20 protein-coding genes are annotated in these 15,624 nt (G+C 41.5%); 12 read left to right on the top strand and 8 right to left on the bottom strand.

The window, feature by feature from the left end:
* The first annotated feature begins 461 nt into the window (after nt 1-461).
* The 4 genes from J3455_RS19050 to J3455_RS19035 all read left to right on the top strand — a co-directional run bounded on the left by J3455_RS19050 (nt 462) and on the right by J3455_RS19035 (nt 1,613).
* On the top strand, nt 462-671 hold the full coding sequence (locus tag J3455_RS19050; protein ID WP_054563772.1) for an EF-hand domain-containing protein: 210 nt from the start codon (nt 462-464) through the stop codon (nt 669-671).
* 68 nt (nt 672-739) lie between these two features.
* A complete protein-coding gene (locus tag J3455_RS19045) occupies nt 740-952 on the top strand; it encodes an EF-hand domain-containing protein (RefSeq protein ID WP_054554776.1) in 213 nt (70 codons plus the stop codon).
* A gap of 140 nt (nt 953-1,092) precedes the next feature.
* Complete coding sequence (locus tag J3455_RS19040; protein WP_130050114.1) at nt 1,093-1,308, top strand: EF-hand domain-containing protein; 216 nt, start codon at nt 1,093-1,095, stop codon at nt 1,306-1,308.
* Nucleotides 1,309-1,394: 86 nt separating this feature from the next.
* On the top strand, nt 1,395-1,613 hold the full coding sequence (locus tag J3455_RS19035; RefSeq protein WP_167659037.1) for an EF-hand domain-containing protein: 219 nt from the start codon (nt 1,395-1,397) through the stop codon (nt 1,611-1,613).
* A gap of 84 nt (nt 1,614-1,697) precedes the next feature.
* Here J3455_RS19035 and trkA read toward each other — a convergent pair whose 3' ends face one another.
* Genes trkA through def form a run of 4 tightly spaced genes read right to left on the bottom strand, consistent with a single transcriptional unit; the run spans nt 1,698 to nt 5,849 of the window.
* Nucleotides 1,698-3,074 carry a Trk system potassium transporter TrkA gene (gene trkA, locus J3455_RS19030; RefSeq protein WP_054563775.1) on the bottom strand — a complete coding sequence of 459 codons (1,377 nt, stop codon included), beginning with the start codon at nt 3,072-3,074 and terminating at the stop codon, nt 1,698-1,700.
* Between the two features lie 12 nt (nt 3,075-3,086).
* Entirely contained in the window at nt 3,087-4,373 is a 1,287-nt protein-coding gene (rsmB, locus tag J3455_RS19025; RefSeq protein WP_348708717.1) for a 16S rRNA (cytosine(967)-C(5))-methyltransferase RsmB, read from the bottom strand.
* Nucleotides 4,366-5,319, bottom strand: a complete 954-nt coding sequence (fmt, locus tag J3455_RS19020; RefSeq protein ID WP_130050111.1) for a methionyl-tRNA formyltransferase — start codon at nt 5,317-5,319, stop codon at nt 4,366-4,368. The genes rsmB and fmt overlap by 8 nt, the downstream gene beginning before the upstream one ends.
* Before the next feature lie 20 nt (nt 5,320-5,339).
* A complete protein-coding gene (def, locus tag J3455_RS19015) occupies nt 5,340-5,849 on the bottom strand; it encodes a peptide deformylase (protein WP_054554770.1) in 510 nt (169 codons plus the stop codon).
* 118 nt (nt 5,850-5,967) lie between these two features.
* Between def and J3455_RS19010 the strand changes: the two genes are divergently transcribed.
* The 6 genes from J3455_RS19010 to hemF all read left to right on the top strand — a co-directional run bounded on the left by J3455_RS19010 (nt 5,968) and on the right by hemF (nt 10,874).
* Entirely contained in the window at nt 5,968-7,086 is a 1,119-nt protein-coding gene (locus J3455_RS19010; protein WP_167659039.1) for a LysM peptidoglycan-binding domain-containing protein, read from the top strand.
* Between the two features lie 30 nt (nt 7,087-7,116).
* Entirely contained in the window at nt 7,117-8,214 is a 1,098-nt protein-coding gene (gene dprA / locus J3455_RS19005) for a DNA-processing protein DprA (RefSeq protein WP_239977895.1), read from the top strand.
* Nucleotides 8,207-8,680 carry a DUF494 family protein gene (locus J3455_RS19000; protein ID WP_130050108.1) on the top strand — a complete coding sequence of 158 codons (474 nt, stop codon included), beginning with the start codon at nt 8,207-8,209 and terminating at the stop codon, nt 8,678-8,680. The genes dprA and J3455_RS19000 overlap by 8 nt, the downstream gene beginning before the upstream one ends.
* A gap of 71 nt (nt 8,681-8,751) precedes the next feature.
* Entirely contained in the window at nt 8,752-9,321 is a 570-nt protein-coding gene (locus J3455_RS18995) for a DNA topoisomerase family protein (protein ID WP_178926444.1), read from the top strand.
* A gap of 33 nt (nt 9,322-9,354) precedes the next feature.
* Entirely contained in the window at nt 9,355-9,921 is a 567-nt protein-coding gene (gene tsaC / locus J3455_RS18990; protein WP_130050106.1) for an L-threonylcarbamoyladenylate synthase type 1 TsaC, read from the top strand.
* Nucleotides 9,922-9,923: 2 nt separating this feature from the next.
* Complete coding sequence (gene hemF / locus J3455_RS18985) at nt 9,924-10,874, top strand: oxygen-dependent coproporphyrinogen oxidase (RefSeq protein WP_349562176.1); 951 nt, start codon at nt 9,924-9,926, stop codon at nt 10,872-10,874.
* Here hemF and J3455_RS18980 read toward each other — a convergent pair.
* The 3 genes from J3455_RS18980 to J3455_RS18970 form a co-directional block, all read right to left on the bottom strand.
* Nucleotides 10,871-11,323: a hypothetical protein gene (locus J3455_RS18980; RefSeq protein ID WP_130050104.1), complete on the bottom strand. Its 453-nt coding sequence runs from the start codon at nt 11,321-11,323 to the stop codon at nt 10,871-10,873. The two genes, hemF and J3455_RS18980, sit on opposite strands and share 4 nt — an antisense overlap.
* A gap of 66 nt (nt 11,324-11,389) precedes the next feature.
* The gene (locus J3455_RS18975; RefSeq protein ID WP_349562175.1) at nt 11,390-12,985 is read right to left on the bottom strand and encodes a methyl-accepting chemotaxis protein; all 1,596 of its coding nucleotides are present in this window, start codon (nt 12,983-12,985) and stop codon (nt 11,390-11,392) included.
* 81 nt (nt 12,986-13,066) lie between these two features.
* The gene (locus J3455_RS18970; RefSeq protein ID WP_349562174.1) at nt 13,067-13,498 is read right to left on the bottom strand and encodes a group II truncated hemoglobin; all 432 of its coding nucleotides are present in this window, start codon (nt 13,496-13,498) and stop codon (nt 13,067-13,069) included.
* A 41-nt stretch (nt 13,499-13,539) separates the two neighbouring features.
* On the opposite strand from J3455_RS18970, the gene aroE reads away from it, so the two are divergent.
* Together aroE and J3455_RS18960 are read left to right on the top strand one after the other, a co-directional pair.
* On the top strand, nt 13,540-14,364 hold the full coding sequence (gene aroE / locus J3455_RS18965) for a shikimate dehydrogenase (protein WP_178926446.1): 825 nt from the start codon (nt 13,540-13,542) through the stop codon (nt 14,362-14,364).
* Entirely contained in the window at nt 14,361-14,615 is a 255-nt protein-coding gene (locus J3455_RS18960) for a DUF1488 family protein (RefSeq protein WP_167659046.1), read from the top strand. Before aroE ends, J3455_RS18960 begins: the two co-directional genes overlap by 4 nt.
* Here J3455_RS18960 and J3455_RS18955 read toward each other — a convergent pair.
* The gene (locus tag J3455_RS18955; RefSeq protein ID WP_130050099.1) at nt 14,612-15,145 is read right to left on the bottom strand and encodes a gamma carbonic anhydrase family protein; all 534 of its coding nucleotides are present in this window, start codon (nt 15,143-15,145) and stop codon (nt 14,612-14,614) included. The genes J3455_RS18960 and J3455_RS18955 overlap by 4 nt on opposite strands.
* Between the last annotated feature and the right edge of the window lie 479 nt (nt 15,146-15,624).

Below are 15,624 nucleotides of genomic sequence, written 5' to 3'. Positions count from 1 at the left end.
TCGCCATTTTGCAACAAAATGGCTATTTTCCCCGATTTAACCCTATAAATATCAAAATTAATTTATAAATAAATTCAAACAATCAATAAAATCAATGTGTTATGAGTTAAATTAATTTCGATTTTTTTCTTTAAATTTCGTTGTTCAGATAGAGTTTATTTTCGAACACCTCATTTTTTTGTTTTCTAATCCGAGTTAATCGTTATTGTCTCCATTTTAATCTTTATAACTTATTGATTTTAAAGGGAGCGTAAAACCAATCACTGAGCCTGTTGCAAAACAGCAACAAATAAATCGCTCTATTCATCATAAATTCTCGAAATTTCAATTCAAGATACTGATTTTATTATTCTTTTTAACTTTGGCATTGAAGTTGAAATAGTCTAAGCGAACACAGAGAAAAACTGATTCAGGAAAATTTCCTCTATCACAGTTGAGACAACATTGAAGGAATAGTGATTATGAAAACGTTACACAAAACTTTAGCACTTGTAGCTCTTGCAACCTCATCAGCAGCGTTTGCCGCTGATTTTGACACACTCGATGTGAATGGCGATGGCGCTATCAGCAAAAGCGAAGCATCAGTAAGCGAAACGTTAATGAGCCAATTTAAAGAGCTTGATACAGACGGCAATGGTGAGCTGTCTAAACAAGAGTACTCTAAAGCTTAATTTCATTGTAAGGACACATTGAAAAGGACTTCCTAACTCAAGACTACACACTTTGAAGGAATGACATTATGAACACAGTAAATAAAACATTAGCACTTATGGCACTTGTATCTTCATCAGCAGCATTTGCAATGAGTGATTTCGATACCCTAGATGTTGACGGCAACGGTGTTATCAGCCAAAGCGAAGCGTCTGTTGATGCAGAGCTAATGAGCAAATTCAGTGAATTAGACACTGACGGTAACGGTGAGTTATCGAAACAAGAATTTTCTAAAGCTTAATGTGATTAAGCAAAACCAGTTTATCTAGCTGATTAGTTCTGAGCTGCCAAAGACAGCCTAAGTGGATAAGGGAATCCATGAAAGAGGACAACACTGGAAGTGCGATCAGCTAACACTCTTAATATTGAAGGAATATCATTATGAAAACAGTAAACAAAACATTAGCTTTAATCGCACTTGCATCTTCTTCAGCGGCTTTTGCAGCAACTGACTTTGACACCTTAGACGTAGACGGTAACGGCGTGATCAGTAAAAGTGAAGCGGCCGTTGATGCAAAAATTATGTCGCAGTTTAAAACCTTAGACGTGAATGGTGACGGTGTTCTTACTGAAGCAGAATTTTCAGAAGCAGAGTAACGTAATTAACTCGTAATAAACCAGTTTCCACTAAACAAGGATCTCAGAAACGGATTTCACTCTTTTCAAATTTTAAGGTAATTATTATGAAACAGTTAAGCACAACAATCGCAATTTTAGCACTAGCAACATCATCGGCAGCTTTTGCACAAGGTGTAAGCTTTGCAACTTTTGACACCGACGGTGATGGCGTGATCAGTAAAGAAGAAGCGTCTGCAAATATGCAGCTTGAAAAGTTATTTCCAAAGCTAGATAGCGATGGTAATGGCGAGCTTTCGAAAGAAGAGTTCGCACAGATTCAATAGAATCTTTTTGAAAAGTTAGGTACTTTCACTTCAAGAGTCGTAAAGCAGCCGTTATGGCTGCTTTTTTCGTTTATAAGCTCTCGTTTACAAGAAGATCGCACTTACCTGAAACAGCTTTTCAACAACCGTAATATGCTTTTTATCAATCAAAAACATGATTACGTGGTCACCAGACTGAATAACGGTATCGTCATGGGCAATCAGTACATCATCGTTACGCACAATAGCACCAATAGTTGTTCCTGCTGGTAGCTTGATATCTGCAATTGCTCGGCCAACAACTTTAGAAGTATGCTCATCACCATGAGCGACAGCTTCAATTGCTTCTGCTGCACCTTTACGTAACGAATAAACATTAACAATGTCACCACGGCGAACATGTGTTAATAGCGCCGAGATTGTTGCTTGTTGGGGCGATATAGCAATATCAATCTCACCACCTTGAACTAAATCAACATAAGCGCCACGCTGAATAAGCACCATGGTCTTTTGTGCGCCCATACGCTTTGCCAGCATCGCAGACATAATGTTTGCTTCATCGTCGTTAGTGACTGCGATGAATACATCAACTTGTTCAATATGTTCTTCAGATAACAGCTCTTGATCAGAGGCATCGCCACAAAACACCACGGTGTTATCAAGCATTTCAGATAGCTGCGCAGCACGCTCTTTATTGCGCTCAAGCAGTTTAACGCTGTGGTTCTTCTCAAGTGAACGAGCAAGACCCGCACCGATATTACCACCACCGGCAATCATGATCTTTTTGTATGAACGTTCGAGTTTTTGAAGTTCATTCATTACTGCTCGAATGTGCTTGGTTGCTGCGATAAAGAATACTTCATCGTCAGCTTCAATAACGGTTGTGCCAAGCGGCTTTATAGCTTTACCTTGACGATAAATAGCCGCTACACGGGTTTCGACATTCGGAATATGTTCTTTCAAGGCCGAAAGTGCATAACCAACCAGCAAGCCACCGTAATACGCTTTCACCGCAACCAGCGATAACATGCCATCAGCGAATTGTAATACTTGTAAAGCACCCGGATAATCGATTAAGCGACGAATATATTTAGTCACCAACGCTTCAGGAGCAATGTAGTGATCAACAGGTAAGTCATCGTTATGGAATAGCTTCTCACGATACTTTAAGTATTGCTCTGAGCGAATACGGGCAATTTTGGTTGGTGTATTAAAAATACTATAGGCCACTTGGCAAGCAACCATGTTCACTTCGTCAGAACTGGTTACGGCAATAATCATATCGGCGTCTTCGGCACCTGCACGACGCAATACATCGGGATGAGCACTGTGGCCAGTAACACCTTGTAAGTCATACTTATCTTGTAACTCTCGCAAACGGTTACCGTCGATATCGACAACGGTTATCTCATTTTGCTCACCGACGAGGTTTTCTGCCAATGTGCCACCAACTTGTCCGGCACCGAGTATGATTATTTTCATAGCTTGTTCTTATTAGTGTTTTTTAACTAGCTTTGCGTAGTAGAAACCATCACTTTCACCAGGCAGTAATTGTAGGCCAGGTAAAGTAGGGGTGTCGTTTTCATGCAAAGGTATGTGTTCAGCACTTTGATTATTGGCAAGGAACTTAGCAACTTGTTGTTGGTTCTCTTGCGGTAATACAGAGCAGGTTGCATAAACTAACGTACCACCAGGCTTAAGTAGAGGCCAGATACTATTTAGTATATCGCCTTGTAAATTAGCGAGGTCTTCAATATCAGATGCACGACGTAGCCATTTTATATCAGGGTGGCGACGGATTACGCCCGTTGCTGAGCAGGGCACATCAAGCAAAATACGGTCGAATTGCTGTTCATCCCACCAAATATGTGGCTGTGATGCATCTGCACATTGTAGATCAGCAGTTAAGCCAATACGCACTAAGTTTTGTTTAACGCGTTCTAGGCGTTCGCTGTCGCTATCAAGTGCTAATACGTCGGCATCAGCAAGCTCTAGAATATGGCACGTTTTACCACCTGGCGCTGCACATGCATCTAAAATGACATCATCATTTTCTGGTGCTAGGAAACGCGCAGCTAATTGTGCCGCGGCATCTTGTACTGAGCAGGCGCCAGTATCAAACTCTGGTAATGCGTATACATCACAAGGTTTTGCTAGCTTAATACCATCAGGAAAATTCGCATTGAGGGTATGCTCAATATCATTCGCTTTAAGCATCTCACTGTATTCTTGGGTGCTGTATTGCGCTTGATTTACTCGTAACCACATAGGAGCTTGAAGCTGATTCGCCTCAAGGATTTCTTGCCAATTATCAGGATAGGCAGCGGTTACTTGTTTGATAAACCAACCTGGGTGGTTAAATTTGCAAACAGGAATTTGCTGTGCTTTTTCTTCAAGCTCAGCTTGTTCACGTTGGAAACTGCGTAAAATAGCGTTAATCAGGCCTTTTAAACCAAGAGCGCGCATTTGCTGAAGCGCATTAACCGTTTCGCTGATTGCCGCATGAGGCGGTACACGCATGTGTTGAAGTTGGTAAATACCCACATACAACAAGAATTGAAAAATACGGCGCTTGCCTTTTAGCGGTTGATCTAAAAGTTGCTGGCAATAATTTTCTAGGCTAGGTAAATAGCGCAGCACACCGTAACAAATCTGTTGCAGCAGGGCTTTATCTTTAGGTGATAATCCTTGGCTTGCAAAAGGTAGTTCTTGATTAAGTGATGCACCTTTATCGACTACGTTGTAGAGGGTTTCAGCAGCAAGTGCTCTTACATTACTCATTGCTTTGACCTAATACTGAGCCAGGTTCAACCCAATCACTGCGACCATTTAGAAAGTCACTAACAGCCATTGGTTTTTTACCTTGTGGTTGGAGAAGGGTGATTTTAAGTGCACCTTGCCCACAGGCGACTAAGATACCTTGCTTATCAGCAGCAATGATTTCACCTGCTTGCGCACTTTGCGATACAACTTCTGCCTGCCAAATTTTTACTGTTTGTCCTGCCATTTCGGTAAAGCAAACAGGCCATGGGTTAAAGGCTCGGATATTACGCTCAATTTGCTCAGCATCCATTGACCAATCAATATTGGCTTCATCTTTAGATAACTTTTTCGCGTAATTTGCTTGCGTGTCATCTTGCTTTTCTGGCGTGATTTCACCTGCAGCAAGGCGATTAATAGTACTAATCAGTGCATCAGGACCTAGCGCAGCTAGTTTATTGTATAAAGAGCTACTGGTTTCTGTGCTATCAATCGGACAGCGGCTGATATGCAGCATGTCGCCTGTATCTAAGCCTTCATCCATTTGCATTATTGTTACACCTGTTTCACGGTCGCCAGCCCAAATAGCACGCTGAATAGGCGCTGCACCACGCCAGCGAGGTAAAATAGAACCATGCACATTTAAGCACCCTAAGCGCGGAGCATCTAAAATAGCTTTTGGTAATAATAAGCCGTATGCCACCACAATCATGATATCTGCGTTTAGGCTTGTAAGTTCTGCAAGCGCTTCATCAGATTTTAGTGATTGCGGTTGAAATACAGGTAAGTCATGGGCAAGTGCTAGCTCTTTAACTTCACTGGCTTTTAGCTTTTTACCTCGGCCCGCAGGGCGATCTGGTTGGCTATAAACACCAACAACGTCGTGCTCTGAGTCAATCAGTGCTTGTAAATGGCGCGCAGCGAAGTCCGGCGTACCAGCAAAAATAATGCGTAATGGTTGTGTCACAGATATTCCTATTGATGAACTTATGATTTAGCAGCCAGCTTAGCTTCTTTTTCAAGCTTTTTACGGATACGTTGGCGCTTTAAAGGCGATAGATAATCAATAAAAAGAGTGCCTTTAAGGTGATCAAGCTCATGCTGAATACAAATCGCTAATAGCTCGTCAGCGTCTAAGCTGAATTCTTCACCATTTTCATTAAGCGCTTTAACAGTAACAGTTTCTGCGCGGTCAACTTTTGCGTATGAATAAGGGACTGATAAACAGCCTTCTTCACTGACTGTTGAGCCATCTTTCTTAGTGATTTCTGGGTTGATTAATACTAACGGTTGGTCGCGCTCTTCAGATACGTCGATCACCACAATTCGCTGGTGGATATCTACTTGCGTTGCTGCTAAGCCGATACCGTTTTCGTCATACATAGTTTCAAGCATGTCTTTGACGATTTGACGAACTTCATCGTTTACTTCTGGTACTTCTTTCGCGATTGTACGCAAACGCTCATCCGGAAATCTCAAAACTTCTAACCTAGCCATAGTTACCTTTTACACTTGTGATTCATTTAGGGTATTGTATGCTCTTATTTTAGCCATTCGTGTTCACCTTTAACAGGTTTTGGTCGATAATAATCTAAAAACAACTCAAGGAAGCCAAATGAGATACCCACTAGTTGCGGCTTTGTTAGCCTTTAGCTGTGCTTTTTCGGTAGCTGCTGATGTCTTAACAATTAAAAAAGATGCGCCAAAACAATATGTTGTAAAAAAAGGTGACACGCTTTGGGATATCTCTGGCGTGTATCTTGACCAGCCTTGGCAATGGCCTGATTTGTGGCAGATGAACCCGCAAATCGCGAATCCGCATTTAATATACCCGGGTGATGCGCTCAGTTTAATTTACGATAAAGACGGAAATCCACGTTTAGTTAAAAATCCGCGTTATAAAAAGCTCTCTCCTGAAGGGCGAATTACACCAAAGGGTAAGCAAGCTGTGCCAACGTTGCCTTTGGAGTTGTTACGCCCATATTTGACTTATGAGCAAGCAATTAGCGCCGATATTATTGCACAAAAGCCGTATATTTTAGGTGCCAGCGTTAATACCAAAATGAACACTATTGGTCACACTCTTTACGTTAAAGGTGATTTAACACTAAACGAGGCTTATGGTGTATACCGTAAAGGTAATGACCTTGTCGATCCAAATACAAATGAAGTACTGGCGAACAAAGCGGAGCTTGTGGCGATTGTTCGAGCATTTAGAAGCGGTGATGCGGAAAACGGTGTACCTGCCTCTGTCAAGGTTGAGTTGGTAAAACAAGAGATCAAGCCTAATGACTTCTTAATGCCAGCAATGGAAGGTCAAATGATGCCTGCCTATTTCACTATGAAGCGCCCAGAAGTTGCTTTAGATGGCACTATTATCGCCGCAGCTAATGAAATGCGTGAATTTAGTACCATGGATATTGTTGTACTAAACTTAGGTGCTGACCAAGTGAAGCCAGGTTTTGTACTTGATATTCAACGTCAATCACCAGAAGTGTATGACGGTCGCAATGGTCCGCGTTACCGCGAAGATTCTAACAGCCTAGAGAAGTTCATGACTGATGCAAATGAGCTTTTCGGTATTGAAAGTGATGAAGACAGTAATGTATGGCATATGCCAAAGGAAAAAGTCGGTGAGCTAATGGTGTTTAAGGTATATGACAACGTTAGCTATGCACTGATAGTGAAAAATCAGCATCCGATCCGAGTTGGAGATTATGCAGTTATAAACTAACTCACAAATTGGGCGCTCTAAGGAGGGAGCATGGCACAGGTTTCAGGCAAGCTATCCCATTGGCTTGCCTTTTATTTATGTAAAGGGCTTGGGATCAAAAGCCTTCTTGCATTAAGTCAAAAACAGCCGCTGGGAGAGTTATTTACATTAACTACCTCAGAGCTGCAGCAGCTCGGCTTATCAAAGAGCCAAGCCGATAATTTAGTTAATACTGACTGGCAGTTAGTTGCACACTATCAAGCGCAGATAGCTAAGCTGCAAATCAAGGTCATTAGTTATTTTGATGACAGCTATCCGCCGTTACTCAAGCAAATAGCCAGCGCTCCTATATTATTGTTTTGTTTAGGTAACACGGAACTATTACTGTCACCGCAAATAGCTATTGTTGGTAGCCGTAATGCAACACCTACAGGAATTGAAGTAGCCGCCGAGTTTGCCCATCAACTTTGTTCTGTTGGAATGACAGTTACATCAGGTATGGCTATGGGGATTGATGGCGCTGCTCATAAAGGCGCATTAGCGGGCTCAGGCAATACCATAGCTGTACTTGGCACGGGTATCGATATTGCTTATCCAAGACGCCATAGCTTACTTATCAAACAAGTTGCAGAGCGGGGCTTGTTGGTTTCTGAATTCCTACCTGGCACGGCTGCTAATGCAGCGAACTTTCCGCGCCGAAACCGTATTATCTCTGGGTTGTCATTAGGAGTACTGATTGTTGAGGCGCAAATTAAAAGTGGCTCACTGGTAACGGTACGCTATGCGCTTGAGCAGAATAAAGAGGTGTTTGCAGTGCCAGGCTCGATAAAAAGTCCACTTTCAGAAGCAAGTCATTTTTTAATTAAGCAAGGCGCTAAATTGACAGAAAATATTAGTGATATTCTTGATGAAGTGAGCTTTTTCTGTGAAAACAGTCTATATAGTATAGAACAGCCTATTGCAGATGAACCCGACTGCCCAGTGTTCAAAAGTATAGGGTATGAGGTTACAAGTGTTGATCAAATAACACAGCGAAGCCAATTACCAGTAAACGAAGTACAAGCTCGGTTACTCGACTTAGAGCTCGCAGATAAAATCGAACGAGTACTCGATGGTTATATAAGACTAGGAGGACATAAACATGTTTGACATCCTCATGTATCTTTTTGAAAACTATATCCATAGTGAAGCTGAAATCTTTACTGAAGAGAATGAGCTTACCGATGAGTTAGTTCGTGCTGGCTTCAATAAACCTGAAATCTACAAAGCCCTTGATTGGTTAGAGCAACTGGCTGATTTGCAACAAAGCGACATCTATCCATACCTTAATGCCCAGCCACAACATGCCATGCGTATTTACACCGATAGTGAATGCCAAATGCTGAGTGTTGAGTGTCGTGGTTTTTTAATGTTTATCGAGCAAATTGGTGTAATTAACACCGTAACTCGTGAAATGGTTATAGACAGACTGTGTGCTTTGGATAAACCGTATATTTCTTTGGAAGATCTAAAGTGGGTGGTCCTTATGGTGTTATTTAATGTGCCGGGCTCAGAGCAAGCTTACGCGCAAATGGAAGACTTAATATTTGACGAACCAGCGGATGTATTACATTAGTTCGACTTTGCTTGTATCTTTGTTGAGTTTGGGTATATTAGGCGAAAATTAGCCAACCCCAAAGGAATCTTATGAGTAAAATCGACCATTCTCTTTTTTCTGCAGATAAACATGCACTCGAAAAAGAGTATGAGGTTTGCCCTAAATGCGGTTCTGAATTGGTTATGCGCAACTCAAAGTCAGGCCCATTTTTAGGCTGTGCCAGTTACCCCAAGTGTGACTACATCCGTTCTTTAGCACATCATGATAGCCAACAAATAAAAGTTCTCGAAGACAGTGCCTGTCCTGAGTGTGGCAAACCATTGGTAATTAAAAATGGCCGTTATGGCATGTTTATCGGTTGTACTGGTTACCCAGAATGCCATTATATTGCTCATGATGAAGAGCCTGACGATGCCCCTAAATTACCTACTTGCCCTAAATGCAAAAAAGGTCAGCTGGTTGCGCGTAGTAATAAGTTTGGCAAAACCTTTTATTCTTGTGATAGCTATCCGCGTTGTAAATATACACTTAATTATAAACCCGTGGCGACCGAGTGTCCGGCCTGTCATTGGCCAATTATGACCGAAAAGAAAACAGCTTCAGGTGTTGTGTTACAATGCCCTCAGAAGTCGTGTATGCATAAGTTAGTCGAGTCTTAATGTACTTGTAATTCGTTTTTTAGGAGAGTTTCTTTGTCTGATCCTGTTGCACAACCAACCAATGCAATTGATGCTTTGCAGCAAGGTGGCGTGATTGTTTATCCAACCGAAGCTGTTTTTGGTCTTGGTTGCGATCCTGATAACCAAGCTGCGGTTGAAAAGCTTTTAGCCATCAAACAACGCCCTGTAGAAAAAGGCTTAATTTTAATTGCTGACAATTATGGCCAGTTATTAAAGTATGTAGATGATGCCAAAATCCCAATGGATAAACGTGCTGATATCTTTTCACAATGGCCAGGAGCTATCACTTGGGTGATGCCAGCTGCAAAAGAAACGCCAAAGTGGTTAACAGGTCAGTTTGATACTATTGCTGTGCGTGTTACTGATCATCCGACGGTAAAAGCTTTGTGTCAGCAATTTGGTAAGCCTTTGGTTTCAACAAGTGCAAACTTAACTGGTCAAGAAACGGTAATGACTATCGCACAAGCGAAAAGCGAATTTGCTGATACGGTAGATTTTTATGTTGATGAGCCGTTAGGTGGCAACAGCCAACCAAGTGTGATCAAAGACGCAGCGACCGGAAAAGTATTTAGAGGATAAACATGCAAAGCGAGCTACTCGAACAAGTTAAAACCTATTTAATGGCCTTGCAAGATACAATTTGTCAGGGCCTTGAAAGTGCCGACGGCAAAGCAAAGTTTGTTGAAGATAATTGGCAACGTGCAGAAGGCGGCGGTGGCCGTACTCGTGTTATCCAAGGTGGCAATGTCATTGAACAGGGTGGGGTGAATTACTCGCATGTGTTTGGTGCTTCAATGCCAGCATCAGCAACAGCGCATCGTCCAGAGCTCGCTGGTCGTAGCTTTCATGCATGCGGTGTGTCATTAGTGATCCATCCTAATAACCCACATATTCCAACTAGCCATGCCAACGTGCGTTTCTTTATTGCCGAAAAAGAAGGCGAAGAGCCAATTTGGTGGTTTGGTGGCGGTTTTGATTTAACGCCTTTTTACCCTGTATTTGAAGATGTACAACATTGGCATCAGGTGGCAAGCGATTTATGCCAGCCATTTGGTGCAGAGGTTTACGACAAATATAAAAACTGGTGTGATGATTACTTTTATTTAAAACACCGCGACGAAACACGTGGTGTTGGTGGCTTATTTTTTGATGATTTAAATGAGCTTGGCTTTGAACAAAGCTTTGCTTTCATGCAGGCGGTAGGAAATGGTTATTTAGATGCTTACCTACCTATTATTGAGCGCCGTAAAGACACGCCAATAGCTGAGCAACAACGCGACTTCCAATTGTATCGTCGTGGTCGTTATGTTGAGTTTAATCTTGTTTGGGACCGCGGAACATTATTTGGCTTACAAACAGGTGGACGCACTGAGTCTATCTTAATGTCGATGCCACCACTAGCACGTTGGGAATATAACTATGTACCAGCTGCAGACAGCCCAGAGGCTAAGCTGTATCAGTACTATTTACGCCCTCAAGACTGGTTAAATAGCAAAGAATCTGATCTAGTTGCACGCCAGTGGCAGCTTTAATCAAGTATTGAAACCACTCTAATCAACATTATGTTGTCACCCTCAACTAGGGTGGCAACACTGTCACTGTTAGGCAGCTCTGCCAATACACTAAATAGCACTTCTGCTTTTAATATCTCTAGCTGATCAGATGTTGTATCAATAGGTGCGCTAACCTGTGTTAAGCACTGACTGATATCACAGGCATAGAAATCAAGTTTCACTTCAAAATATTCAGGGTGCTGAATAAGCTTATCAAAACCATCAACAATACTTTGTTCAAGCTTATCGCTTTGTGACGTTTTACCTTGGCTGAGAAGTGATTGAGCAATTTGCTGAATATCGTCATGATAAATATATTCATTAATAGTGCTTATTTGATTAGCGGAATCATTCACGCTGTACTGATAGGTCAATAGTAGCGCCGCACTAATACCAATGCAGACTAAAAGAGTTGTTATAAATTTCATTTAAACATCCTTATTTACTATGAAATACTCATAACAACTCTAGCAGTTGCATAAAAAACGTGCAATTTAGCTTAATTTAAAGCGCCTTACTTGCTCATCCAGTGAACGTGCTAACGACAACAGCTCTTCACTGACTTTTTGGTTTTCATGCGCATCGACTAATGAGTGCTCGGCATTATCACTAATTGCTATAACGCTTTGGTTAATTTCTTCAGCCGCCAAATTTTGCTGTTCAGTGGCATCAGCAATTTGCACGTTAAGCTGATTTATCTCACTCATTTGTGAAGAAATATCACGTAATGCTTTAGCTACTTGCTTAACTTGGACTGCACGCTCGTCTGCTTCTTCACAAGAGTTATTCATAGTATTAACGGTGTGTGCCGCTTCACTTTGTAATTTGTCTATAGTGCGGCGAATTTCGTCGGTTGAGTCATGGGTGCGGGTTGCCAAAGTGCGCACTTCATCGGCCACAACGGCAAATCCTCGACCAGCTTCTCCAGCACGGGCGGCTTCAATAGCCGCATTGAGCGCAAGTAAGTTAGTTTGTTCAGCAATACTACTGATCACCTCAAGTACTTTACCAACGTCTAACGTTTGGGTTTGTAATTGAGTTACTTGCTCGGCGGCCGCTCTAACATCAGCCGCAAGTTGATTGATACTTTGCTCAGTGTGTTCTGCAACATGCAAGCTTTGCTGTGCAAGTTGGTTACTGTGTTCTGATTTCTCAGAAGCAAAATGCGTGGTGTTTTTAACTTCGCTTGATGAACTTTCGAGTTCATTGATGGCGGCAGCGACAGAGTCTGTTCCTTGCTTTTGCTTTAAGATAGCCTGTTCCGTGGCATCTGCTGAGGCATAAATGCTTTCGGCTGAATGGATCAATACCTTAGAAGAGTGGGAAACCTGCGCAATATTATCCTTAAAGGCGCCAATCATGTGATTAAAGCTGGTGGCAAGTGAGCTCAGTTCGTCATTATTGCTGTCGTCTACAGTGAGGCTTAAATCTTTATTGGTGGTTGCTAAGTGCATAGTATGACTAATGACTTTCAAGCGTTTAATAAATACTTTTCTAAACATCACTGCCAGCAGTGAAAATGCAGAAATGAAAATAGCAGTTAATAGCAGTGTATTCATTAAGGTGTTTTGTGATACTTCTTGCTCAATATCAGCCAACGAATAACTAATTTTTACTACTCCTAATACATCACCTTCCTGCGCTTGATGGCAGCCTAAGCAATTAGTGCCTTTATAATCACTGCGAGCAAACATAGGCTTCAGATAGGTCATCGTGCTATTTTGATTATCAATAAATAATGCTTCAGTACCTGTCAGTGCTTTTCGCTCAGTATCGTTAGTCGCAACCTGGTTGGCATTTCCTGACCCATAAATTTTATTAACGATTGGACTACGTATGATATGGGCATCTTCAATATTAGGGTGGCTTCTTAATTTAGTACTCAGAATTTCACGATTAGCCATAGTGCCAGTTAGCATCATGGTGTTAATAGAATCAAAGTAATTATCGGCAAGCAGTTTTATGTTACTTTCAACGGTATCTTGCGCTAATTCATGTTGTTGCTGGGCGCTGCTGAATATACTGGCAAATAATACCAATACGCCTGTCAGTGCCAACAGGGCATAAATTTTAAATTGGATTGATTTCATGCGACGACGCTTTTTCTAAATTAAGGAAAATTTATTATCTTTATTTAAAAAAAGCGTACATTGATATAGCGCAAAGCTTAGTTAGTTTTGATTGATCATATGGCTGGCGAGTTGCGATAAAGATTGTCTTAACCCTTCGCGAAGTAGTGGGTTATCAATTTCGATATCGAGCGTTTTATTCATACAATGCATCCATTGGTCACGTAAGTCTTGATCAATAGGGAAAGGCATGTGACGCTTTCTTAGCATCGGGTGACCATATTTTTCAACAAATAGGTCGGGGCCGCCCAGCCAGCCAGATAAAAACTCAAAGAATACTTGGCGAATTCTATCTAAAGGCTGAGGATGCATATCATATAATGGTTTGGCGTATTCATCAGTGGCCATTATGTCGTAAAATCGATTTGCAATTGCTCGAGCTCCTGCTTCACCACCAATAATTTCATAAGGTGTTTTTTCTGGGGTAGGCGTTTCAGGCATTGGTTTCGATCTAGAAAAAAGTCGTTTAATCATAATATTAATAAAGCTCTACAGGGCGAAGAGGTTGCTTCACTATGGACAAATACGCGGTTTTTGGAAATCCAATCAAACATTCGAAATCACCCGCAATACACGCACAATTTGCTGCATCATTAAACGAGCAAATCGAATACAGCGCCATTTTAGCACCAACAGATGCATTTGAAAAAACTGTCACTGGGTTTTTCGCTGCTGGTGGTAAAGGGGCTAATGTCACTTTGCCATTTAAAGAGCAGGCTTTTGCCATGGTAGATGAACTAACAGAACAAGCAAAAATAGCCGAGGCCGTTAATACCATTAAACAACTCGAAGATGGCCGCTTACTCGGTGATAACACCGATGGTGTAGGGCTGGTTAAAGACCTTTTAGCCAATAATGTCACTTTAAAAGGTCAGCGAGTACTTCTTATTGGAGCGGGTGGTGCGGCGAGAGGTGTCATTCAACCATTATTGAATGAACAAATCGAAAGCTTAACAATAGCCAACCGTACCGTTGAAAAAGCGCAAGCACTTGCAAGTCATTTTAAGGGGGAGATAGATGTGCAAGGTTGTGGTTTAAATGATATCCCAGCAAGTAACTATAATGTGGTTATCAATTCTACATCAAGTAGTGTAACTGGAGACTTGCCAGGTATAGCACAGCAGCACGTTACAAAGTGTCAGTGCGCATACGATATGTTTTACGCGAATGATGATACGGCATTCATTAGATGGGTTAAGTCGATTAACCCAACATGTTTAACACTCGATGGTTGTGGCATGCTGGTTGGCCAAGCTGCACAAGCTTATTTTGTATGGCGCAATAAAATGCCAGAAATTCTTCCCATTGTGAACGCGCTTAAAGCAGGAGAAATTGCGTGAATCAAGCTATCCAATTTATCGACCGACTTGAATTTAAGCCCGATGAAAAGCAGTTGGTGTTCTTTGCTCAAGTAAGTGGCTTGATGGTGGAGTGTATTATTGATACCAGCAAGTATGATTTTGCCGCCCAAAGCAGCGCAGTTAATTACTTTGAATCTTATCGTTTCGATTACGAAGAGCTCGCCGAGAAACTGATCGAAGATGAACAGTATAACTCGGCAGGACAAATTGAATTAACCGAGGTGTTTTAGCCCTCAGCTAAGTATTCATCTTTAAGCTGAACATAATTGTCAGCAGAAATTTTTAAAAAGGCGCGCTCTTGTTCTGTTAAAGGGCGGGCCTGTTTAACCGGACTACCTACATATAAGTAACCTGACTCTAAACGCTTATTAGGTGGGACCAATGAACCACCACCAATGATCACATCATCTTCAACAATTGCATTGTCCATCACTATTGCACCCATCCCCACAAGAATACGATTACCAAGTTGGCAGCCGTGTAGCATGACTTTATGGCCAACAGTGACATCATCTCCAATTATAAGAGGGTAACCATCTGGATTTGACTTAGAGGCACGAGTTAAATGTAAAACACTGCCGTCTTGAATGTTCGTACGCTCACCAATACGGATATAGTTAACATCACCACGCGCAGCAACAAGAGGCCAAACACTTGAATCCTTGCCAAGCGAAATATCACCTACTAAAACTGATGACTCATCAATATAAACACTATTATCGAATGTCGGAGTGATCCCTTTATAAGAACGGATAGTCATAAATTCACCTTAAATTTTAAAAATGCGCTCAGTCTAGTGTAACAGCGAAGTAAAGAAATACATCAAAAGGCCACTAATTTGATTGTAAAACACCCAGTTTCAGGGTGTTTAGTTCAAAAGCTGAGCGAACAGTACATTTTTTTAAATTTTATTGAAAAAAGTGCTTGCGTAAAAAATCCATCTCCCTATAATGCGACCCCACTGACACGGCGGGCAGCAACGAAAGACGCTGAACAACGTAGCAGAGAGTTAAGTGAAACTTCGGTTTCAAATTGTCGAAAGAAAGTTTGAAATTAAGTGTTGACTCGAAAAATTAAGGATGTATTATACGCATCCCTAGCGACAACGTCGCAACGTTCTTTAACAATATAAAGCAATCATCTGTGTGGGCACTCGTACAGATTGAGTTCTAACAGCAGATTCTAGTTCGCTAGATGACGCAAACAAATTTAGAGTCTCAATTGAACTGAGTGACCAAC

Source organism: Pseudoalteromonas sp. NFXS39, from assembly GCF_040148775.1.
Lineage (GTDB): Bacteria > Pseudomonadota > Gammaproteobacteria > Enterobacterales > Alteromonadaceae > Pseudoalteromonas > Pseudoalteromonas apostichopi.
This window is presented reverse-complemented; position numbering and strand designations above follow the sequence as displayed.